This is a genomic window from Inquilinus ginsengisoli (genome assembly GCF_050434925.1).
GTDB classification, from domain to species: Bacteria; Pseudomonadota; Alphaproteobacteria; order DSM-16000; family Inquilinaceae; genus Inquilinus; species Inquilinus ginsengisoli_B.
The window spans coordinates 4,104,069-4,125,115 of sequence record NZ_JBNDJK010000001.1 but is presented as its reverse complement, the minus strand read 5'-3'; the positions used below and the strand labels follow the sequence as shown (position 1 = coordinate 4,125,115).

Sequence of the window (21,047 nt, the reverse complement as noted above, 5' to 3'; positions counted from 1 at the left end):
CTCGTTGGTGGTAGCGGACTATCGCTGCTCTGGCGTCCGGTCGATCACGGCCCCCCGATCACATCCGGACGCCACTCAATTCATGCACCGCAATTCTGTGATTCAAGCACGATCACCATGAGTCTGTCACAGCAATTCGATCCAGGGCGTAATGTCGGACATCAAGACTTTTGCCGGTATTTGAAGGAATCATTGATCCGGCCGACGATGTAGTCGCCGGCGTCGACCGGCGGGTAGTGCGGCTCTTCCCCCTGCCCCAGGTTCAGGTCCCGCGGGTCGACCGAGGCGGTGTAGGTCGGGTCGTAGAAGGTGGCGATCGACAGCCGCTTGCGGCCGCTGCGGTTCACCACCCGGTGCGGGGTCGACGCGAAGCGGTCGTTCGACCAGCGGGCCAGCAGGTCGCCGACATTGATCACGAAGGTGCCGTCGACCGGCACCGCGTCGATCCACTCCCCGTCCTTGCGCTGGACCTCGAGCCCGCCGGTCTGGTCCTGCCACAGCAGGGTGATGCAGCCGTAATCGGTGTGCGGCGCCACGCCGAACTGCTCGGCGCCCAGATCGGCCGGCTGCGGCGGGTAGAACACCGCCTGGGTGCGCTGCATGCGCTTGGCATAGCGCTCGGCGAAGAAGTCCGGCGCGATGCCGAGGCTGAGTGCCACCGCCCGCAGCAGATGGGCACCGCACACGCCGATCGCCTCGTAGTAGCGGTAGAAGTCGCGCTGCACCTCGGGCATGAAGGCCGGCCAGTTGTTCGGCCCGCGCAGCGCCTGGCCGGCCAGCACGTCGGGGTCGTCCTCCGGCAGCTCCAGCCCGGTCGAGAAGAACTCCTTGTAGTCCGGCTTCTTGGCCCCGTACATCAGCGCGCCGCCGATCTCGTGAAAGCCGCGATGGCGCTGGTTGACCTTGACCTGGCGCTTGGTCTCGACCGGCAGGTCGAAGAAGCGACGCATGGTGGCGACCGCCGCGTCGATCACATCCTGCTTCACGCCGTGGTTGCGGATGTAGAAGAAGCCGACCTGGGTGCAGGCGGCATGGATCTGCGCCGCCGCCACTGCCGTGCCGGCCGGGTCGCCGGCGACCACCGGCGCGAAATCGACGATCGGAAGGCCCAGGGTCGCGCTCATCTCATCCTCCCACTGCTTCGGCCGGCGCATCCTGCCAGAAGGCGTTGCGCCGGCGGTAATTGTCCAGGAACTGGCGGATCCGGGGATGCCCGTCCTCGAGGAAGATCTGCCGCGGCGGCCCCTTGGCCAGGATCCGGCCCTCGTCGACGAACACGACGGAGGTCGCGACCTGGGCGGCGAAGCCCATCTCATGCGTCACCACCACCATGGTCATGCCGTCGCGGGCCAAGGCGCGCATCACCTCCAGCACCTCGCCGACCAGCTCCGGGTCGAGCGAGGAGGTCGGCTCGTCGAACAGCATGATCTCCGGCTCCATCGCCAGCGCCCGGGCGATCGCCACGCGCTGCTGCTGGCCGCCGGACAGCTGCGACGGGTAGGAGCCGCCCTTGCCGGCCAGGCCGACCCGGTCGAGCGCGGCCTGGGCCTTCCGCTGCGCCTCGGCCCGCGGCAGCCGGCGGACCCGGACCAGCGCCTCGGCGACATTGCCCAGCGCGGTCATGTGCGGCCACAGGTTGAACTGCTGGAACACCATGCCGACATTGCGCCGCGCCTTGCGGATCCCGGCCTCGCCCATGCGCTGGCGCTTGCCGTTCTTCGTGACGAAGCCGATCGGCTCGCCATCGATGCGGATCTCGCCGGCATCATGCTCCTCGAGGAAGACCATGCAGCGCAGCAGCGTGCTCTTGCCCGAGCCGGAGGGGCCGACGATGCAGACCACCTCGGACTGGTCGATCTCGAGATCGACGCCCTTCAGCACCCGGGTCGCGCCGAACTGCTTGGTGACGCCGCTGAGCTGGATCAGGGTCATGACGCCGGCACCAGGAAGCGGCCGACCCGGCGCTCGGCCCAGCGGCCGAAGCCGGCGGCGACCTCGACCAGGCCCCAATAGATCAGCGCCAGGGCCAGCGTCGTCTCGACGAAGGCGAAGGTCTCGGCGCCGATGCCGCGGATGACGAAGGTCAGCTCGGGAATGGTGACGATCGACAGGATCGCAGTCTCCTTGCTGAGGAGGATGACCATGTTGACCAGGGCCGGGAGGATCACCACCAGCATCTGCGGCAGCACGATCCGCATCAAGATGGTGGCGCGACCCATGCCGAGGCAGGCGGCGGCCTCGACCTGGCCCTTCGGCACGGATTCGAAGCCGGCGCGGAAGATCTCGGCGAAATAGGCGCCGGCATAGACGCCGAGGCCGAGCAGCCCGGCCTCGATCGGGTCGAGCACCAGGCCGAAGCTGGGGCCGCCGTAATAGAGGATGAAGAGCTGCACCAGGAAGGGCGTGCCGCGGACCGCCTCGATCACCACCCGCACCACCGCGCGGACCACCCGGCCGAGCCCGCGCTGCATCAGCGCCAGGACGAAGCCGAGGACGAGGCCGATGACGACGCCGACGATCCAGGTGCCGAGGGTGACGCCGAGGCCGGACAGCACTTCGGGCCAGCGGTCGAGGATGATGGCGGGATCGAAGCTCATCGCCCGGCTCCCAGCCGCCGCTGCAGCCACAGGCCGAGGCCGGACAGGGCGAGGCACAGCACCAGGTACAGCACGCCGCCGGCGAGGTAGATCTCGAGCGGGCGGTAGCTGGTGGCGACGATGTTCTGGCTGACCCGGGTCAGCTCCGCCACCCCGACCACCGAGATCAGCGACGACGCCTTCAGGATCATGGTGCACTCATTGACCAGCGCCGGCATGGTCAGGCGCAGCGCCAGCGGCACCCGGATGCGCCACAGCACCTGGGACGGCCGGAAGCCGAGCAGCCGCGCCGCCTCCAGCTGGCCCCCAGGGACGCCGAGGAAACCGCCGCGGAGGATCTCCGCCATATAGGCCGCTGTGCACAGGGCCAGCGCCGCGATCGCCGCGACCAGCGGCGGCACGTCGATGCCGATGAAGGGCAGCAGGTAGAACACCAGCAGCAGTTGCACCAAGAGCGGCACGCCGCGGAAGAAGCTGATGTAGAGCGTGCCGGCCCGGCGCGGCCCGGGCCGGTGCGACAGCCGCAGCAGGCAGATGCCGACGGCGAGCAGGAAGCCGAGCCCGAGCGACACGGCCGAGACCCAGAGGGTCGTGCCCGCGCCCTTCAGGAGCAGCGGCAGGCTCTTCAGGATGACGGCCGTGCTGAACACCGGACCCTCTCAGGCGAACCGGTCTCAGACGTTCGGGTCGGTCACCTGGGCGGGCACGTCCATCTCGACGCCGAACCACTTCTTCTGGATCGCGGCGAGGCGGCCGTCGGCCTTCATCTTGGCCAGGGCGGCGTCGATCGCGTCGAGCAGCGGCGCGCTGTCGGCGTCCTTGCGGCCGAGATAGCCGAAATAGACCTTCTTGCCGAAGGGAGGCATGACGACCTCGAAGGTCTCCGGCCGCTGCTGCGCGACATAGGCAATGTTCGGCAGCGAGTTGCCGACGGCGACGATCCGGCCGGCCGCGAGATCGGCATAGGCCTGGTTGTTGTCGACATATTCGCGGACCTCGGCTTTGCCCGGCAGGGTCGCGACATAGGCCTTGAGCTGCTCCAGCTGCGAGGAGGCCTTGCCGGCGCCGACCATCTTGCCGGCGATGTCCTCGGGCTTCGTCACGGAGGTGTCGCCGGCCCGCTTCAGCAGGGCGACCGAGGCGTCGGCGATCGGCGAGGTGAAGCGGTAGCGCTCCATCCGCGCCTTGGTGATCGTCACCGGCCCGGCGACGACCTGGAACTTGCCGGCCTCGAGCCCCGGCAGGACGCTGTCCCAGGGCAGGTCGACGAAGCTGATCTTGACCCCGAGCTCCTTGCCGATCTCGTCGAACACCTCGACGTTCAGCCCCTTGTGCTCGCCATCCTCGGAGAAATCGAACGGCGCGAACTGCATCTCGGTGCCGATGACGAGCTCGCCGGACGACTTCACCTGGCTCAGCAGATCGGCCGCGTGCGCCTGCGGCGCGGCGGCCAAGGTCCCCACGGCCATCAGGCCGGCTACGAACGCTCCCAGAACCCGCATCATATGCCTCCACATCCCTGAACTTTGTCGACCGCACGGCATTGCGGTGCCGCGCGGCTTTTGCGGTTCTTAGACTTCGCCCTCCCCGGAGACAACCGCGCGGTCCGTGCCGCCGCAGTTTCGGCAACGGTTCCGCACCTGTCTATACATGTCAAGCGGCAGCTTTCTCCCCATTTTCCCTGTGGCTCTGGCCGGCTTTCCCCTTATCCTTTCGTGAAAGGCGGCCCCTGTCGCAAAAGGGGGGCGCCGATACGAGGGGAGGACACGATGCTCGGCCGGATGCAGCACGAACCCTTGCAGATCGGATCGCTGCTCGACCATGCGGCGCGGCTGCACCGGGGCTCGCGGGTCGTCACCCAGCGCCGCGACGGCAGCACCGTCACCCACTCCTACCCCGAGATCGCCGCCCGCACCGCCCGGCTGGCCCACGCCCTGGCCGCACGCGGCGTGGCCCAGGGCGAGCGGCTGGCGACGCTGGCCTGGAACGACCACCGACATCTCGAGCTCTATTACGGCGTCAGCGGCATCGGCGCGGTGTGCCACACGGTCAATCCACGGCTGTTCCCGGACCAGATCGCCTATATCCTCGCCGATGCCGGCGACACCCATCTGTTCCTCGACCCGATGTTCCTGCCCATCCTGGCCGGGATCGGCGACCGGCTGCCGGACCTGAAGACCCTGGTGCTGCTGGAGCCGCCGGCCGAGCCCGTAGCGCCCGCCCTGGCCGCCCGCTTCGAGATCCTCGATTACGAGACGCTGATCGCCGGCCACGCCGAGACCTTCGACTGGCCGGTGCTGGACGAGAACACCGCCGCCTTCCTCTGCTACTCCTCCGGCACCACCGGTGAGCCGAAGGGCGTGCTGTCCTCGCACCGCTCGACCCTGCTGCACACCTATGCCGCCAACCAGCCGGACGCCTTCGGGCTGCGCGCGGTCGACACCGCCATGCCGGTGGTGCCGATGTTCCACGTCAACGCCTGGGGCATCCCCTTCGTCGCGCCGCTGGCCGGGGCGTCGCTGGTGCTGCCGGGGCCGCGGCTGGACGGCGCCTCGTTGTTCCGGCTGATCGAGACGACCGGCGTGACCTTCTCGGCCGGCGTGCCGACGATCTGGCTCGGCCTGCTGGCCCATCTGCGCGAGAGCGGCGGCCGCTTCACCCGCCCGCCCCGGCTGGTGATCGGCGGCTCGGCCTGCCCGTTGCCGATGATCGAGGCGTTCGAGCGGGACTATGGCGTCGAGATCGGCCATGCCTGGGGCATGACCGAGACCAGCCCGATCGGCCTGTTCAACGCGCCGAAACCGGAGACGCTGAGCCGGGACGAAACGGAGCAGCGCGCGCTGAAGCGCAAGCAGGGCCGGCCGATCCCGGGTATCCGGCTGCGCATCGCCGATGCCGAGGGAAACGACGTGCCGGCCGACGGCGTCGCCTTCGGCGAGATCCTGGTGCGCGCCCCCTGGGTCGCCGCCGCCTATTTCGGCCGCGACGACGACCCCGCCTTCACCCCGGACGGCTGGTTCCGCACCGGCGACGTCGCCACCATCGACGGCAGCGGCTTTGTCGAGATCGTCGACCGCGCCAAGGACGTGATCAAGTCGGGCGGCGAATGGATCAGCTCGATCGCGCTGGAGAACATCGCCGTCGGCCACCCGAAGCTGCGCGAGGCGGCGGTGATCGGCGCCCGCCACCCGAAATGGGACGAGCGGCCGGTGCTGATCGCGGTGCCGGCCGAGGGCGCCGCCCCGACCAAGGCCGAGATCCTGGCCTGGTTCGACGGCAAGGTCGCGAAATGGTGGCGGCCGGACGACGTGGTGTTCGTCGACGAGCTGCCGCACACCGCCACCGGCAAGCTGCTGAAGAGCGAGCTGCGCAAGCGGTATCGGGATCATCTCGCAGGGTAAGGCCGCGCTCATCTGTCATCCTCGGGCTTGACCCTGGGGCAGCCGGAGAGGTTCTTCGTAGCCTCTGGATTGCCAGGTCAGACCCGGCAATGACAATAAAGGGGATAGTGAGAGAGCGGCCTGCCTCACCTCGCAGGTCGAGCAGGCACCGTCGCCCTGTCGCGGCGCAGCCTGACCCGACTGGTCCAGCAGGAGACCGGCTGCCGATCGGACAATGGCGGCTGCGCCGGCGCGTGGCCGCCATTGTCCTTCTGGCCGAGGGCCGGAGATATGGGCACTGCCATAACGGTCTGGTCGGCGGAGAGCGATCGGCTGAACCTCAGCGACCGCCCGCCGCCGGCGTCGCTTGGCCGTCCGCCACGAGCCATTTCTGCAGCTTGCCGAGGAATCCCCAGCCGGTCAGCGCCACCGCGAAAGGCTGAATGGCGCTGGCCCAGGAAGTCACGGTGTGTTCATCGATCGGAGGGAGGCCGAGAGAGGTCGCCCAGCTCGGGGCCACCGCCGTCAGGAGCGTCGCCACCAGTCCGATGGCCGTCTTGCGACCGTCGAGGAGACGGCCGACGGTCTGCCCGAGAGCTGCATTAACCGATGTGAGGGGCTGCCCGTTGTCGGGCGGCGGCGGATCGACGACCGGGGACGGGCGCGTGAAATCCGGATTCAAGATCGATGCGGCGCTTGGCACCGACAGGAAGGTGCGAGCGAAGGCGGTGATGTCCTCCAGCCGGTTCATCCATCCCTTTCCGAAGGTGCTGAAATGGTGGAGAGAGCGCAGGAACCGCTCCTGAATACTGGCGAAATCAGCGACCAGCCGGGGCAGATCCGCGCGCGCTGCCGCGCCCAGCGTCTGCCGGCCGACCGCGCCGTCCACCGCCACCTGCAGGCCCTGGGCGACCAGGGCAGCCTGCAGGAAGCGGGCACCGCGGCTGGGGCCGTGCAGCACGGCGGCGTTGTAAGTCATCGCGGCCGCCGCCGCCGGCATCTCGTCACCGCGCACGACGTCATAGTAGAACGCCTTCATGATCAGGCGCTGCTCCACCCGGGTCAGGGCCTTGAGCTCCGCCTTCGAAACTGCCCCGCCACGCCAGCGCGAAAGGGTGGCCAGGGTGATCCCCATGTTGGTTGCACCGCCGGGATCGCTGGGATGGTCGACATATCCGCCTTCCCATTTGTCGATGTAGGTCTGGATACGGGCGAACTGATTGGGAAGCATGGCGTGGATCTCCGCAGTCGGGTCAGGCACGGCGGAACGGTTGAGCGCTCCGTCTCCAGCGGTCGAGGCGTCAAGATCGAGACTGTCGACTCCGATGCCGCTGGTTACCCTCGACGCACCGACGCCGTCCAGTGCCGGCCGCTCTGGTACCGCTGGCCGCGGCGGGACCGCGCCTGCACCTGCCCAGCCCTCGATGGCGGTCTCCAGATTCTCCGCCCAGTTGTCGTCGCCGAATGGCGGATAGCGTCCTGCCCGGAGATCCTCGATGCGTAGTCCCGCCAATTGGAGGTGCGGCATCTCCCAGCTCAGCGGCTCCAACCCGTGCCGGCGCCCGAGCTCGTGGAGCGCCTTCCAGTGGACGACGTTGATACCTTGGGTGTCCCAACTCCACTGTCCGTTGATCTTGAGGACGAAGTCCGCAGCCAGTCCATATTGGTGATACGACGACCAGGGACGCGCGTTGGTGACGATACTGCCCGGCGCCGACCTCCCCTTTGAGAAGAGGTATTCCTGCCGCTCCGGTGATCTGAAGGATTCGAACAATTCAAATGGATGATTGCCGTCTTTCAGATCATCTATGAGCTTCAGAACTGCATCCCGAAATACCGGATGCAAGACCGATACATCGGTGTGACGTCGATCAAGCGATTGCATCTGATTTCACCTGAAGTAAATTGCAACTGTGTAGGACAAAAAGTCTATAAAATAATTTCCAAAATTCGGCGATGCCAATATTACATCAAAGGCATTTTTTAGTAAAGACACCAGAGCTTTCTGGCCGTAATCACGCCCGCACAACTTCTACGATGTCCGCACATCATCTGTTCGAGCGCTCGGTACACGAGGTCTCCGCCAGCGTGCGTCGCTGGTGGCGCCGGGCTTCTTTCCGGCAACCGGCCCGCGGTCGATGAGCTTGGCGCTGCCGGGCATCGTCCCGGTCGGGCTCGGCATCATCAGCCCCGCTATCAGCCTCGCCGCCTAGCCGAGCACCAGGTCATCGCGGTGGATCATCTCGTCCCGGCCGCGATAACCGAGGATGGCCTCGATCTCGCGGCTCTTGTGGCCGCGGATGCGGTCGGCGTCGTCGGAATCATAGGCCGAGAGGCCGCGGGCCAGCACCCGGCCGTCGCCGTCCTTGACCGCGATCGGGTCGCCGCGGCGGAAGCTGCCCTCGACCGCGGTGACCCCGGCCGGCAGCAGGCTGCGGCCATCCGCCAGCGCCTTGGCCGCGCCGGCGTCGATCACCACCGACCCGACCGGCTTGAGCGAGCCGGCGATCCAGCGCTTGCGGGCGGTGCGCGGCTCCGCCCCCGGCACGAACCAGGTGCAGGGCGCGCCGGATTCGATGCGGGCGAGCGGCGCTGCCTCCTTGCCCATGGCGATCACCATGCGGCAGCCGGCGCCCATGGCGATGCGGGCGGCGACCAGCTTGGTGACCATGCCGCCGGAGGAATAGCCGGGCAGCGCCTCGCCGGCCATCGCCTCGATCTCCGGCGTCAGCTCGCCGACCTCCGGGATCAGCGTCGCCGTGGGATCGCGCTTCGGGTCGGCGGTGTAGAGCCCGTCGATGTCGGACAGCAGCACCAGCGTGTCGGCCGAGATCATCTGCGACACCCGTGCCGCCAGCCGGTCGTTGTCGCCGAAGCGGATCTCGGCCGTGGCCACCGTGTCGTTCTCGTTGATCACCGGCACCGCGCCGAGCCGCAGCAGCGTCTCGATCGTCGCCCGGCCGTTCAGGTGGCGGCGGCGGTCCTCGGTGTCCTGCAGGGTCAGCAGGATCTGGGCCACGGTGATGTCGTGCCGGGCCAGCGTCTCCTGATAAGCATGCGCCAGGCGGATCTGGCCGGTGGCGGCGGCGGCCTGCTTCTCCTCCAGCCTGAGCGGCCGGCCCTTGAGGCCGAGATGCTCGCGACCCGCGGCGATCGAGCCGGAGGAGACGATCACCACCTCCTGCCCGCGCGCGCGGCAGCGGGCGACGTCGTCGGCCAGCGCGTCGAGCCAGGCGCGGCGCAGCTGCCCGGTGCGCGGGTCGACCAGCAGGGCGGAGCCGACCTTGACGACGATGCGGCGGGCCTGGGCGAGGGAAGCGGTCATGACGGGCATTCGGCAGACGAAAGGCAAGGCCCCTTCCTAGCCCTCCGACCGCATCGGAGCCAAGCCGTTCCGCGACCCGCCCTCCCCTCGCCGCGGCACGGCGGCTATGATCCGGCACGACGCGGCCCGCCGCCCCGATTCAGAGGAAGCCTCATGACCGAGGACGCGACCGTCCTGCTGTTTTCCTACGGCACGCTGCAGCAGGAGAATGTCCAGCTCTCCTCCTTCGGCCGCCGGCTCGAAGGAACGCCGGACGCCATGCCGGGCTGGCGGCGCGGCGAGATCGAGATCACCGACCCCGAGGTGATCCGCACCAGCGGCAAGCGCTTCCACCCGATCGTCGAGCCCGGCGGCGCCGCGGATGCGGTGGCCGGCACGGTGTTCCGCATCACCGCGGCCGAGCTCGCCGCCGCCGACGCCTATGAGGTATCCGACTACAAGCGGATTCAGGTGCGGCTGCGCTCCGGCCTGGAGGCCTGGGTCTACGTCCGGGCCTGACGTCAGCCCCGGCCGAGCGCCCGTCGGATCGCGGTCTCGACCGGCGAATAGGCCCCGTCCGGCCGCTCCAGGCGGTAGGGCTCGGCCAGGCCGAGCGAGGGTTGCGCCAGAAAGCGCGGCTCGGTCCCACGGTGCCGCTGCGCCGTATGGATCATGAAGGGATGGCACAGATAGACCGTGCCGGCCTCCCCGATCGCCAGCGCCTCCGGCCGGCCGGCGCCGACCCGGTCGACCCGCGGGGTGGCCAGCCCCGCCTCGCCCGCCGGCTCGAGGAACCGGGCCATGTCGAGGTGGGAGCCGACCCGGAGCCGCGTCGGCGCGTCGTTCGGCCCGATGTCGGAGAACAGGAACAGCATCACCAGCGCCCGGCCGCGCGAGCTGACATTCACCCGCCAGGACGAGAAGTCCTGGCGCTCGTTCGGGTCGCTGCTGTCGCCGGGGAAGCTGACATCGACATGCCAGCCGTCGTCATTGGGCGCCATCCGCGCCGGGAACCGGACCGGGAAGGTGCCGAGATCGGCCCGCGGCTGCCACCGCCCCGGGCCGACCAGCCGGTCGAGGGCGGCGCGGAGGACCGGCGTGTTCGCCGCCTGGCGGAACGGCTCCTGCCCGTACCAGCCGAGCCGGACGACCGGTTGCGTCCAGGTCTTCGGGTCCTGCGGATCGCCGGGCAGGTCACGCCACAGGATGGCGCGGCCCGCTTCTGCCAGGTCCCGGGAAAACGCCCGGTCGACCCGGACGAACCCGTCCTCGATGAACCGCTCCACCTGCGCGTCGCTGAGCATGTGCGACGGAGACTCGAAGGCCATCGGCTTCTCCCGTTCGCTCCGACTGGGCCGCTCAGTCGGAATCGGTGGCCGCCCAGGGCGTGATGTCCACCGGCGCCGCCTCTTCCTCGGCCGGGGCCGGGCGGCTCTCGGCGATGCGGGCCCAGAGCAGGCGCAGCACATCCTGCACCCCGCCGCCGGTGGCGCCGGACAGGGCGACGACCTTGGCCTTGCGGCCGGCCACGGCCTTCAGCGCCTTCAGCCGCGCCGCGATCGTCTCCTTGTCGAGCGCGTCGGTCTTGTTCAGCCCGACGATCTCGAGCTTGCCGGCCAGGCCACCGCCATAGGCCGCGAGCTCGCCGCGGACCACGCGATAGGCCTCGGCCACATCCTCGCTCGTGCCGTCGACCAGGTGCAGCAGCACGTTGCAGCGCTCGACATGGCCGAGGAAGCGGTCGCCCAGCCCGGCACCCTCATGCGCGCCCTCGATCAAGCCGGGGATGTCGGCCAGCACGAATTCATGGTCGTCGCTGCGGACCACGCCGAGATTCGGATGCAGCGTGGTGAAGGGATAGTCGGCGATCTTCGGCTTGGCCGCGGTGGTGGCGGCCAGGAAAGTCGATTTGCCGGCATTGGGCAGCCCGACCAGCCCGGCATCGGCGATCAGCTTCAGCCGCAGCCAGACCCAGCGCTCCTCCCCCGGCCAGCCGGGATCGAATCGGCGCGGGGCGCGGTTGGTCGAGGTCTTGAAATGGGCGTTGCCGAAGCCGCCGTCGCCGCCCTTGAGCAGCCGGAGACGCTGCCCGACCTCGGTCAGGTCGGCCAGCACCGTCTCCTTGTCCTCATCCAGCACCTGGGTGCCGACCGGCACACGCAGCACGGCATCAGCCCCGGCGGCGCCGAACCGATCGGAGCCCATGCCGTGATGGCCGCGCTCGGCCTTGAAATGCTGCTGGTAGCGGTAGTCGATCAGGGTGTTCAGCCCGTCCACCGCCTCGACCCAGACGTCGCCGCCGCGGCCGCCGTCGCCGCCGCTGGGGCCGCCGAACTCGATGAACTTCTCGCGCCGGAAGGCGACGCAGCCATTCCCGCCGTCGCCGCTCTTCAGGAAGATCTTGGCTTCGTCGAGGAACTTCATGGCCGAATCGCCCCGTACCGCCGGCCCCGGGGCCGGCCCTCTTCTTGTCGCATCAAATAGGAAACGGGGGAATGGTCGCCCATTCCCCCGCTTCACCATCGTCCGTGCCTGCAAGCCCCCGGAGGGGGCGAGGCGTTACTCGGCGGCTTCCGCCTGGGCGATCGACACCGTCATCCGGCCGCCGGCCGACTTGAACTGGACGCTGCCGGGAACCAGGGCGAACAGAGTGTGGTCCTTGCCCATGCCGACATTGACGCCGGGATGGAACTTGGTGCCGCGCTGCCGCACGATGATGTTGCCGGGAATGACGGCCTGGCCGCCGAAAATCTTGACGCCGAGGCGCTGGCCTGCCGAATCGCGGCCGTTGCGCGACGAACCACCGGCCTTCTTATGTGCCATCTGTCGATCTCCTCTTTACGCGCCGGCGATGGCGGTGATCTTGAGCACCGTCAGGTCCTGGCGGTGGCCCTTCTTCCGCCGGTAGTTCTGGCGGCGCTTCTTCTTGAAGATGATGATCTTCGGGCCGCGGGTCTGCTCGACCACCTCGGCGGTGACCGAGGCACCGGCCAGCACGGGCGTGCCGATCTGGATGGCCCCCTCGCCGCCGAGCATCAGCACCTCGTCGAGGGTGACGGACGCGCCGGGCTCGCCGGCGAGGCGCTCGACGGTGATGAGCTGGTCCTGGGCGACCCGGTACTGTTTCCCGCCGGTGCGGATGACTGCGAACATGGTCAAGCTGCCGTCGACTAGGAGGATGGCCCGTTGGCGGTCCGTCCTCAGGTGATCAAAAACGAGCACGGGTGCCAGCCGAACCAGCACCCGTGTCCGTGAACGCGGCACTATAGTCAGGCGCGTCCGCGTGTCAACGGGGGAATGCCGAACCGGGGATTCCGCCCCCGCAATCGACGCTTGCATGGCCGAACGCTCTCCACTATGGTCCGCGCCGGCCACGCGGAGGGGGTCTTTACAGACCGCCCGCCATGCCTCTGCGGAGAGGTGCTAGAGTGGTTGAATAGGACGGTCTCGAAAACCGTTGTGTCCGCAAGGGCACCGAGGGTTCGAATCCCTCCCTCTCCGCCATTCACTCGATTTTTGGCAGTTTTCCTGGGCTCCCGGGATTGTTCCAGTGGCCGAGGCTACAATTCCGGCTACAACGGAATTTCCGTCCGGACATCCGCGGTCAGCACGACATCGATGCGAGTGGCGTCGAAGGGGAACACGACCCGTCCGTCAGCGGCGTGGTCAACGACGCCGCTGCTGATCAGGGCGGCCACATCAGCATCAACCCGCACCGTGAGAAGCTGGACGTTTGGCGCGAATTCAATCGATGCCTACGAGAATATTCGTGACAACTTCGCGTGAACAATTAAGATGGATTTTCTATTAGAAGGTTTTTTTTCAGCAGGGTCTCTTTAGCCGACTATTTCCCAGTGACATATTGCGCCCCCCTGCTGGCCGGCCATTTGAAGGGGGAACACATGAAGCAGAAACCTGAAAACATTCAAGGAATTCAGATCTTGCGGGGGCTGGCCGCCACCGTGGTCGCGCTGGGGCATTCCCAGTACGGGGCCGCCGGCCGGTTGAGCACCGATTTCTTTTCCTGGGACCACATGCTTGGAGCCGGCGTCGACCTGTTTTTCGTGATCTCCGGGTTCATCATGATGCTTGTGAGCGACCCGGCTTCTGGCCGCGAGAGCACGCCGGGGATCTTCCTGCTTCGCCGCTTCCAGCGGATCGTGCCGCTCTATTGGTTCTACACCCTGCTCCTCGTGGTGAGCGCGATCCTGGTCCCGTCGCTCTTGCGCTGGACGACGCTGACGCCCGATCTGGTGTTCACGTCCCTGTTCTTCATCCCGAGCTTCCACCCGGTCAACGGCCTCGTGCAGCCGCTCCTCTCCATAGGGTGGACGCTGCAATACGAGATGTTCTTCTACCTCTGCTTCGCCGCGGTGCTGGGCCTGAGCCTAGGCGCCAGGGTGGTGGCGATGACGGTGCTGTTCGCCGGCCTGATGGTCTTGACCAGCGCCATCGGGCGGGAGACCGCGATCCTGTCCTTTCTCGGCAATCCGATCGTCTTTGAGTTCGTGGCCGGTATGGGCGTGTATTGGCTCTATTGCCGAGGATGGGTGACCCGCCGGGCTGCGGTGCCGATCGCCGCCGTTGCGCTGCCGGTGGTGGTGTGGCTCGTCGGCTCGGGCACCGCGGCGCCGCTGGAGGACGTCCTCGACCGACGTTGGCTCCGCGCCGTCGTCTGGGGCGTGCCGGCGCTGCTGGTGTTCTATGTCGGTCTCGCCATCCACGACATGCCGGGCGCCGCCGGCCGCGCCCTGGCCAAGCTCGGCGACGCCTCGTATAGCCTCTATCTGAGCCACGTCTTCGTCGCGGCGATCCTCGGCAAGGGATGGGCGGCCCTCGGCCACGGGCCAAGCTCGGTGTTCGGGGCCCTGGTGGTGCTGCCCTGCTGCATCGTGGCGGCGCTGGTGTCCTACAGCTTCGTCGAGCGACCCCTGGGGGCCATGGCCCGCCGCGCCGCCGGTCTGTTGCAGAAGGCGCCGCAGACCCGCCCGAGTTAGGTCGTGCTCCGAAAGTGCCATGCCGTCGCGGCCGGGCGCGGCGGGGGAATGGCCCTGGTGGCGCCAACAACCGGCAGTTCATGCAGCAGTTCTGAGCGACCAGTCGGACGACGGTATGGCCGACGAAGCAGCCGAAGGCTGGGATCTGATCTCCCTCCCCGCCATTCCCGCCGATTGCTCTCTATGGTCCGATATTGCCGCCGATCGCTGCACTCTACCAGGCAGCATGGCGAACCGTCGATTCTACGCCATGGCCCGATATATCTTGGCTGGGGTTGCGGACCGATTCAGCGCAGCAAAGGCAGCTTACGCCCCCCGGCCAGACATTCGGGGCACGCCAAATCCAGAAGCAGCCATATTCTGAATAGGCGGCAGCAGCGGCCTTGCGCAGAAGCGGACTTCCCTATCTGACCGGGGTGACTTCGACTAAAAGGAGGCTAGACTCGCACGGCATTCCCGCCATTACGAAGAGAGCGCGAGATGCCCCGCTTTCTCGCCGTCTATACCATGAAGCCCGAAGACCTCGCCCGCTTTCGGAGCCTGCCCAAGTCCGAGCAGAGCGCGATCGACGCCATCGGGTTAAAGCAATGGAGGGACTGGGAGGACAAGAACGCCGCATCGTTCCCCGATCGCGGGGGAATGGTCGGCAAGACGAAACGCGTGACCAAGGACGGCATCGCCGACGCCGTGAACCCCTTCTGCGGCTACATTGTCGTTGAGGCCGAGACCATAGAGGCTGCCGCCCGCCTTTTCGAGAGCCACCCACATTTCTCGGTCTTTCCAGGAGACGGCGTGGACATCATGCCCTTCGTCACCGACCCTGCGCCCTAGCCCTCCGGCCCTGGACTGCTCGATGAACATTCGACTTGTTTGCAGCCCTCAGGCCATCGCCCCTCTGGCGGCGACCGGCCACAGGCATTCGACCCGGCCGTTGCGCGTGCCGACATACCAGTCGTAGCGGTCGACCGTCGGGTCGCAATGGCCCGGCACCAGGCGCAGGCGCTCGCCGAGGCGAGGCCGGGCAGCGCCGGGATCGACCACCAGCCGGCCATGCTCGTCCGACGGGCCCTCATAGCGGATGCCGTCGCGGCCCCAGACCAGGGGCATGCCGCTGTCGGTCGGCAGCGCCTTGTGGCCGGCGTCGACCACGGCGGCGCCGTCGCGCGGCACGCTCATCACCGTCGCCAGCACGAACAGCGCCTGGCGGAAGGGTGGCGGTGGGTCGTTGCGGGCGTAGTCGGCATCCATGAAGGCGTAGGAGCCGACCTGCAGCTCGGTGAACACGCCGCTCGCCGCCTCCAGCGCGAAGGTGCCGGTGCCGGCGCCGCCGACGATCGGGCAGTCGAGGCCGGCCCGGCGCAGATCTTCCACCGTCCGCCCGGCCGCCTGTGCCGCCTCGGCGATGGCGGCGGCGCGCTCCTCCGGCGAGCGGCGGTGCTGGGCTCGGCCGTGATAGGCCTGCAGCCCGCCGAAGACGAGGTGCCGGCTGGCGGCGATGCGCCGGGCCAGCACCACCGCCTCATCCCCCGGCGCCACGCCGCAGCGGCCGGTGCCGACATCGATCTCGACCAGCACGCTCAGCCGCGTGCCGGCCACCTCCGCCGCGGCCTCGATCGCCGCCACGGCGTCGGGATGGTCGGCGCAGACGGCGACCCGCGCGATCCGGGTCAGCGCCGCCAGCCGGGCCAGCTTGCGCGCACCGACCACCTCGTTGCTGACCAGTATGTCTGGCACGCCGCCCCAGGCCAGGATCTCGGCCTCCGCCACCTTCTGAGTGCATTGGCCGACGGCGCCGCGCGCCAGCTGCAGATGGGCGATCACCGGCGATTTGTGGGTCTTGGCATGCGGCCGCAGCTTCACCCCGGCCGCCGCGGCCAGCCCGGCCATATGGTCGAGATTGGTCTCGAAGGCGTCGAGGTCGAGGATCAGGGCCGGGGTGTCGACCTCCTCCTCGCGCATGCCGGGCTCGGCCGGCGGCGGCTGCAGCATCGATCGGACTCCTTGAGGCTCGGGCCTAGGCCGCCATCGGCCGGGTCGCGCCCTTCAGCTCGCGGAAATTGTCGCGGATATGGGCAGCCGCCCGCAAGGCCAGGGCCGAGATTGTCGGCGTCGGGTTGACCACGCCGCCGGTGGCCAGGACGCTGCCGTCGACAATGAACAGGTTCGGCACGTCCCAGCTCTGCTGCCATTTGTTCACCACCGAGGTCTCCGGGTCGCTGCCCATGCGGCAGGTGCCGATCATGTGCCAGGCCGGGGTGCGGTAGACGCCGTCCTCGTCGCGGTAGTCCTGCAGCTTGACCTCGAAGGCGCCGGCCGCGCTGCCGATGTCGACCAGCCGGTCGAGCATGTAGTTCATCATCCGCCGGTCGTTCTCGCCCGGCGCGTAATGCATGGTCGCGACCGGGATGCCGTCGGCGTCGCGCTTGACGGGATCGAGGGCGACGCGGTTCTCCGGGTTCGGCAGGTCGTCGCCGATGGCGTAGACGCCGATGCCGTGGCCGAAATGGCGCTCGAACCAGTGGTGATGGTCGCGGCCCCAGGGCGCCCGGGTCTCGGTGATCCAGCCGGCGGCGACCTCCGCCGCGGCCGAGGTGCTGGTCAGGCAGTTGAAGTTGAAGCCGTTGACGAAGCCGCGGCCGACATCGGTCTCGGCGAATTGCCGGCTGATCAGCGAGGCGACGTAGCCCATATGGCCGTCGATCGGCTCGTCGACCCAGATCTCGGCCCCGACCAGCGTGTGGTGCAGCAGGTTGCGGCCGACCTGGTCCGACTGGTTGGCGAGGTTGTCCGACGCCAGCAGCAGCCGCGGCGTGCCGACGCCGTTGGCGGCGACGACCACGATCTCGGCCGGTTGGAACTCGGTGCGGCCGGTCTCGCGGTCGATATAGACCGCACCGGTGGCCCGCCCGTCCCTGCCCTTCTCGATCCGCAGCACCCGGGCGTGGATGCGCAGCTCGGTCCCGGCCGCCAGCGCCTTGGGCCAGATCGACAGCGAGTACTTGCTCATCGACCCGCGCGGGCAGCCGTTGCAGATACCGCAGCCGTTGCAGCCCGGCCGGCCGTCGTAATCCTCGGAGATCACCCCCGCCTCGGCCGGCCACCAGTGCCAGCCGAGATGGTCGAAGGCCTGGGACAGGCGGCGCGCCGCCTTGGTGAAGGGCAGCGGCCCAGTGGGGCAGGAGTCGCGCGGCGGCATCGCCGGATCGCCGGCCAGGCCGCTGACGCCGATCATGCGGTCCGCCGCCTCGTAGAACGGGGCGATGTCCTCATAGGCGATCGGCCAGTTCGGCTGCAGCCCGTGCTCGTCGCCCTTCCGGAAATCCGACGGGCGATAGCGCGGCCAGATCGCGCCATAGACGTTGGTCGAGCCGCCGACGCCGTTCCACATCAGCACCTGCGAGCTGTCGGAGACCACCGGGTAGTCGTCCGGATGGTGGCGGCGGTTGACGTCGGCGTTCCACCGGGTCTTTCGCTGCCACGACCAGTCGGAGCTGTAATGCGGATGGTCGCCGGCCTCGACCCAGGAGCCTTGCTCGAGGCAGACCACGTTGAGCCCGGCCTGGGCCAGCACCACGGCGGCCAGCGAGCCGGTGGCGCCGGCGCCGATGATCAGGATGTCGCAGGATGGCTTGGTCATCGCTTCAGGCCCCAGGCTTGCGTGCGGTCGACGTCGAGTTCGAGGGCGGAAATGTCGACCGGGCGCACATCGCCGGTCGGCAGCCAGCGGCCGCGGCCGTGCTTCGGCGCGTCCCGCGCCGGGTCGAAACGCGGCAAGGGATAGCCCTTCACATGCGGCCGCAGCCGGTAGGGGTGGCCCTGGGCGTTGATCACCGCGACCACGTAAGGGCTCTCGTAATAGGCGAAATAGGCGGCATCGCGGACCCAGCCGAACAGCTCCGGCTCCGCCGCCTCCAGGGCCTGGACGATGGCGATGCGCCGCTCCTCCGGATGGTCGGCGAAGGGGCCGCCCGCCTGCAGGATCGCCTGGGCCAGCCGGGCGAGATCGGCCTCGCCGCGCTCCTCGACCAGATGGATCGCCAGCGTCGACTGGACGCCGATGGTGGCGCCGGAGGGCCAGTCGCCCTCGCCCGGCAGCAGCAGGTCGACCAGGTCGGCCAGCAGCCGGGCCGCGACGGCGGATGAAGGTGTGGTTGTCGTCATTTCCCGGTCCGGGTGATCGAGATCATCTTGAGTTCGGTCATCGCCTCGAGCGTGTGGCGGCCGCCGAGCCGGCCGATGCCGCTCCTGGTGCCGGAGCCGCCGCCGAAGGGCAGGTGCAGCTCCCAATACGTGCTGCCGGCGTTGACGTTGACGATGCCGGCCGGGATCGCCTCGCCGAAGCGCAGCGCCCGGTCCATGTCCGCCGTGAACACGCCGACGCTGAGGCCGTGCTCGGTGTCCAGCGCCAGGTCCAGCGCCTCCTCGTCATCGTCGAAGGCCAGCACCGGGACCACCGGGCCGAACGTCTCCTCGCGGTTGATCTTCATGTCGCGGGTGACGCCGGTGATCACGGTCGGCTCGAAGAACAGGTCGCTGCCGAGATCCGGCCGCGGCTTGCCGCCGGCCAGCACCGTGGCGCCGCGGGCGACCGCGTCGTCAACATGCTCGCGCACCTTGGCCGCGACCTTCGGGTTGTTCAGCGGCCCCATGGTGGTGCCCTGCTGCAGCGGGTCGCCCAGCGTGTGCGACCGGGCGATCTCGACCAGCCGCTGCGCCAGCTTCTCGACGATGCTGCGATGGGCCAGCACCCGGCCGGTGGCGGCGCAGACCTGGCCGGCGTTGAAGAAGGCGCCGCCCGCGGCGGCCGCTGCGGCGCGGTCGAGATCGGCATCCGCGAACACCAGCACCGGCCCGTTGCCGCCGAGCTCGAGCAGCATCGGCTTGCCGGCGCCACGCTCGGCGATGCGCTGGCCGGTGGCCGGGCTGCCGGTGAAGCCGATGCCGTTGGTGCCGGGATGGGCGACGATCTCGTCGCCGACCACCGCCCCCTCCCCGATCACCAGGTTGACCACGCCGGGCGGCAGCCCCGCCACCTCGATCGCGCGCATCAGCTCGACCGCCGCCATCGAGGTGGTCGGCGCCGGCACCCAGACGATGGCGTTGCCGGTGGCGATGCCGGGGGCGAGGTATTCGACCGGGATGTTGACCGGGAAGTTCCAGGGCGTGATCACGGCATAGACGCCGCGCGGCTGGCGCAGGGTCAGCACCAGCTTGCTCGGATCCTCCGCCGGCAGGGTCTCGCCGCCCAGTTGCTTGACCAGCTCGGCCGCCAGACGGAACCCGTCCGCCGCCTTGCCGACCTCGCCCTGCGCCTCCTTGAACGGCTTGCCCTGCTCCAGGCTCAGGGTGCGGGCGATGCGGTCGCGGGCGCCGTCGATCTGGGCGGCGATGGCGAGGCAGGCCTTCGCCCGCTGCCACACCGGCGTCGCCGCCCAGCCGGGCTGCGCAGCCCGCGCGGCGGCGATGCCGCGCCGCGCCGTCTCGCGGCTGCTGCGCGGCAGCCGGCCGATCGGCTCGCCGGTCGCCGGGTTCACCGCCGGCATCGTCTCCGGCTCGGTTTCCCAGCGTCCGCCGATGTGGTTGGCGAAGGTCTCGACGTCGTCGCGCTGCATCATTTCGTTCCTTCCGCCGGGTGCCACCAGCGCCCATTGACCACGACGCCCTCGGCGAAGATCCGCCGGTCGGCGGTGACGATCTCGCCGCGCACATCCTCCAGCGGGAAGGCGCCGTCCTTCAGCGACAGGATGCTGGCGTCGCCGACGCTGCCGATCCTGAAAGTGCCGAGTTCCGGCCGGTTCAGCGCCTTGGCGGCGTTGACGGTGGAGGCCGCGATCACCTCGTCGAGCGGCATGCCCAGCGCCAGGAACTTCGACAGCGTCGTCACCTGGTCATAGGCCGGGCCGTTGATGCACAGCGCGTGCACGTCTGAAGAGATGGTGTCCGGCTTGAAGCCCCGGGCCAGCATCGTCCGCGCGGTCTTCCAGCCGAACGACCCCTTGCCGTGGCCGATGTCGAACAGCACGCCGCGCTCGCGCGCCGCCAGGACCTCCGGCTTGATCTTGCCGTCGCGGGTGACCGGCGAATTCGGGAAGGGCCGGAAGCAATGGGTCAGCACATCGCCCGGCCGCAGCCGGTCGACCACCGCCTCGTAGGAGGGCGGCGGCTCGTCGATATGGACCATCAGCGGCAGGCCGGTCTCGTCCGCCACCTGCAGGGCGACATCGAGCGGAGCGATGCCGGCCGGGCCGCTGGCGATGCGGCCGATCCGCACCTTGATGCCGATGATCACATCGCGGTTGGCCTCGGCGACCTCGACCGCATCCCGCGCGGCCATCAGCCGGATGTCATGGCTTTCCCCCACCATGACCCGTTCGGAGAAGGCGAAGATGCCGGCGAAGGAGACGTGGAGGTAGACCAGGATGCGGATCTGGCTCGGCTCGATCACATGCTTGCGGAAGCCCGGGAAGTTGCCGGGCCCGGCGCTGCCGGTGTCGACGCAGGTGGTGACCGCGCTCATCCGCGCGAACTCCTCGGCGTCGATGCCGAGCGAGGTGCCGCCCCAATAGACATGGGTGTGCAGGTCGATCAGCCCCGGCGTCACGATCAGGCCGGAGACGTCGCGGACGGCGCCGCCGCCGGGGTCCAGGCCGGCGCCGACCGCCGCAACCTTGCCGCCGGAAAAGGCGACGTCGGCGACGCGGTCGATGCCCTGTGACGGGTCGATCACCCGGCCGTTCCGGAGCACGAGATCGAAGGCCATGGGATGCAC

At 68.9% G+C, this 21,047-nt stretch carries 21 protein-coding genes and 1 tRNA gene; 5 read left to right on the top strand and 17 right to left on the bottom strand.

The window, feature by feature from the left end:
* Positions 1–161 precede the first annotated feature (161 nt).
* From QFZ27_RS19650 to QFZ27_RS19630, 5 genes are read right to left on the bottom strand one after another with little or no spacing between them, the layout of a single operon-like run.
* Entirely contained in the window at positions 162–1,124 is a 963-nt protein-coding gene (locus tag QFZ27_RS19650; protein ID WP_429228082.1) for an isopenicillin N synthase family dioxygenase, read from the bottom strand.
* A 1-nt stretch (position 1,125) separates the two neighbouring features.
* Positions 1,126–1,932 carry an amino acid ABC transporter ATP-binding protein gene (locus QFZ27_RS19645; protein ID WP_429228081.1) on the bottom strand — a complete coding sequence of 269 codons (807 nt, stop codon included), beginning with the start codon at positions 1,930–1,932 and terminating at the stop codon, positions 1,126–1,128.
* Positions 1,929–2,597, bottom strand: a complete 669-nt coding sequence (locus QFZ27_RS19640; RefSeq protein ID WP_429228079.1) for an amino acid ABC transporter permease — start codon at positions 2,595–2,597, stop codon at positions 1,929–1,931. Before QFZ27_RS19640 ends, QFZ27_RS19645 begins: the two co-directional genes overlap by 4 nt.
* On the bottom strand, positions 2,594–3,247 hold the full coding sequence (locus QFZ27_RS19635; protein WP_429228078.1) for an amino acid ABC transporter permease: 654 nt from the start codon (positions 3,245–3,247) through the stop codon (positions 2,594–2,596). The genes QFZ27_RS19640 and QFZ27_RS19635 overlap by 4 nt, the downstream gene beginning before the upstream one ends.
* 24 nt (positions 3,248–3,271) lie before the next feature.
* Positions 3,272–4,099, bottom strand: coding sequence for a transporter substrate-binding domain-containing protein (locus tag QFZ27_RS19630; RefSeq protein WP_429228077.1), 828 nt, complete (start codon positions 4,097–4,099; stop codon positions 3,272–3,274).
* A 267-nt stretch (positions 4,100–4,366) separates the two neighbouring features.
* Here QFZ27_RS19630 and QFZ27_RS19625 point away from each other — a divergent pair, with 267 nt between their 5' ends.
* Complete coding sequence (locus tag QFZ27_RS19625) at positions 4,367–5,998, top strand: long-chain-fatty-acid--CoA ligase (protein ID WP_429228076.1); 1,632 nt, start codon at positions 4,367–4,369, stop codon at positions 5,996–5,998.
* 319 nt (positions 5,999–6,317) lie between these two features.
* On the opposite strand, the gene QFZ27_RS19620 is transcribed toward QFZ27_RS19625, so the two are convergent.
* Positions 6,318–7,862, bottom strand: a complete 1,545-nt coding sequence (locus tag QFZ27_RS19620) for a glycosyl hydrolase 108 family protein (protein WP_429228075.1) — start codon at positions 7,860–7,862, stop codon at positions 6,318–6,320.
* 324 nt (positions 7,863–8,186) lie between these two features.
* Positions 8,187–9,302: a glutamate 5-kinase gene (proB, locus tag QFZ27_RS19615; RefSeq protein WP_429228074.1), complete on the bottom strand. Its 1,116-nt coding sequence runs from the start codon at positions 9,300–9,302 to the stop codon at positions 8,187–8,189.
* Between the two features lie 153 nt (positions 9,303–9,455).
* On the opposite strand from proB, the gene QFZ27_RS19610 reads away from it, so the two are divergent.
* Complete coding sequence (locus QFZ27_RS19610) at positions 9,456–9,800, top strand: gamma-glutamylcyclotransferase family protein (RefSeq protein WP_429228072.1); 345 nt, start codon at positions 9,456–9,458, stop codon at positions 9,798–9,800.
* A 2-nt stretch (positions 9,801–9,802) separates the two neighbouring features.
* Here the strand turns inward: QFZ27_RS19610 and QFZ27_RS19605 are convergent, their stop codons facing one another.
* The 4 genes from QFZ27_RS19605 to rplU form a co-directional block, all read right to left on the bottom strand.
* Positions 9,803–10,609 (bottom strand): phytanoyl-CoA dioxygenase family protein, encoded by an 807-nt coding sequence (locus QFZ27_RS19605; RefSeq protein WP_429228071.1) that lies wholly within the window; start codon positions 10,607–10,609, stop codon positions 9,803–9,805.
* A gap of 31 nt (positions 10,610–10,640) precedes the next feature.
* Positions 10,641–11,705 carry a GTPase ObgE gene (gene obgE, locus QFZ27_RS19600; RefSeq protein WP_429228070.1) on the bottom strand — a complete coding sequence of 355 codons (1,065 nt, stop codon included), beginning with the start codon at positions 11,703–11,705 and terminating at the stop codon, positions 10,641–10,643.
* A gap of 135 nt (positions 11,706–11,840) precedes the next feature.
* Positions 11,841–12,104 (bottom strand): 50S ribosomal protein L27, encoded by a 264-nt coding sequence (gene rpmA, locus QFZ27_RS19595; RefSeq protein ID WP_429228069.1) that lies wholly within the window; start codon positions 12,102–12,104, stop codon positions 11,841–11,843.
* Positions 12,105–12,119: 15 nt separating this feature from the next.
* On the bottom strand, positions 12,120–12,434 hold the full coding sequence (gene rplU / locus QFZ27_RS19590; RefSeq protein WP_395681932.1) for a 50S ribosomal protein L21: 315 nt from the start codon (positions 12,432–12,434) through the stop codon (positions 12,120–12,122).
* A 261-nt stretch (positions 12,435–12,695) separates the two neighbouring features.
* Here rplU and QFZ27_RS19585 point away from each other — a divergent pair.
* Positions 12,696–12,785: transfer RNA gene (locus QFZ27_RS19585), tRNA-Ser, on the top strand.
* A 68-nt stretch (positions 12,786–12,853) separates the two neighbouring features.
* On the opposite strand, the gene QFZ27_RS19580 is transcribed toward QFZ27_RS19585, so the two are convergent.
* Positions 12,854–12,979 carry a hypothetical protein gene (locus QFZ27_RS19580; RefSeq protein ID WP_429228068.1) on the bottom strand — a complete coding sequence of 42 codons (126 nt, stop codon included), beginning with the start codon at positions 12,977–12,979 and terminating at the stop codon, positions 12,854–12,856.
* A gap of 204 nt (positions 12,980–13,183) precedes the next feature.
* Here QFZ27_RS19580 and QFZ27_RS19575 point away from each other — a divergent pair, with 204 nt between their 5' ends.
* Together QFZ27_RS19575 and QFZ27_RS19570 are read left to right on the top strand one after the other, a co-directional pair.
* On the top strand, positions 13,184–14,278 hold the full coding sequence (locus tag QFZ27_RS19575; RefSeq protein ID WP_429228067.1) for an acyltransferase family protein: 1,095 nt from the start codon (positions 13,184–13,186) through the stop codon (positions 14,276–14,278).
* 480 nt (positions 14,279–14,758) lie between these two features.
* Positions 14,759–15,109 (top strand): hypothetical protein, encoded by a 351-nt coding sequence (locus QFZ27_RS19570; RefSeq protein WP_429228066.1) that lies wholly within the window; start codon positions 14,759–14,761, stop codon positions 15,107–15,109.
* A 48-nt stretch (positions 15,110–15,157) separates the two neighbouring features.
* Here the strand turns inward: QFZ27_RS19570 and QFZ27_RS19565 are convergent, their stop codons facing one another.
* The 5 genes from QFZ27_RS19565 to QFZ27_RS19545 are packed head-to-tail and all read right to left on the bottom strand — an operon-like array spanning position 15,158 to position 21,038.
* Positions 15,158–16,267, bottom strand: coding sequence for a DSD1 family PLP-dependent enzyme (locus QFZ27_RS19565; RefSeq protein ID WP_429228065.1), 1,110 nt, complete (start codon positions 16,265–16,267; stop codon positions 15,158–15,160).
* 25 nt (positions 16,268–16,292) lie between these two features.
* Positions 16,293–17,915, bottom strand: coding sequence for a GMC family oxidoreductase (locus tag QFZ27_RS19560; protein ID WP_429228064.1), 1,623 nt, complete (start codon positions 17,913–17,915; stop codon positions 16,293–16,295).
* On the bottom strand, positions 17,912–18,439 hold the full coding sequence (locus QFZ27_RS19555; protein ID WP_429228063.1) for a gluconate 2-dehydrogenase subunit 3 family protein: 528 nt from the start codon (positions 18,437–18,439) through the stop codon (positions 17,912–17,914). Before QFZ27_RS19555 ends, QFZ27_RS19560 begins: the two co-directional genes overlap by 4 nt.
* Entirely contained in the window at positions 18,436–19,893 is a 1,458-nt protein-coding gene (locus QFZ27_RS19550) for an aldehyde dehydrogenase family protein (protein WP_429228062.1), read from the bottom strand. The genes QFZ27_RS19555 and QFZ27_RS19550 overlap by 4 nt, the downstream gene beginning before the upstream one ends.
* Positions 19,890–21,038: an amidohydrolase/deacetylase family metallohydrolase gene (locus QFZ27_RS19545; protein WP_429228061.1), complete on the bottom strand. Its 1,149-nt coding sequence runs from the start codon at positions 21,036–21,038 to the stop codon at positions 19,890–19,892. Before QFZ27_RS19545 ends, QFZ27_RS19550 begins: the two co-directional genes overlap by 4 nt.
* Positions 21,039–21,047 lie beyond the last annotated feature (9 nt).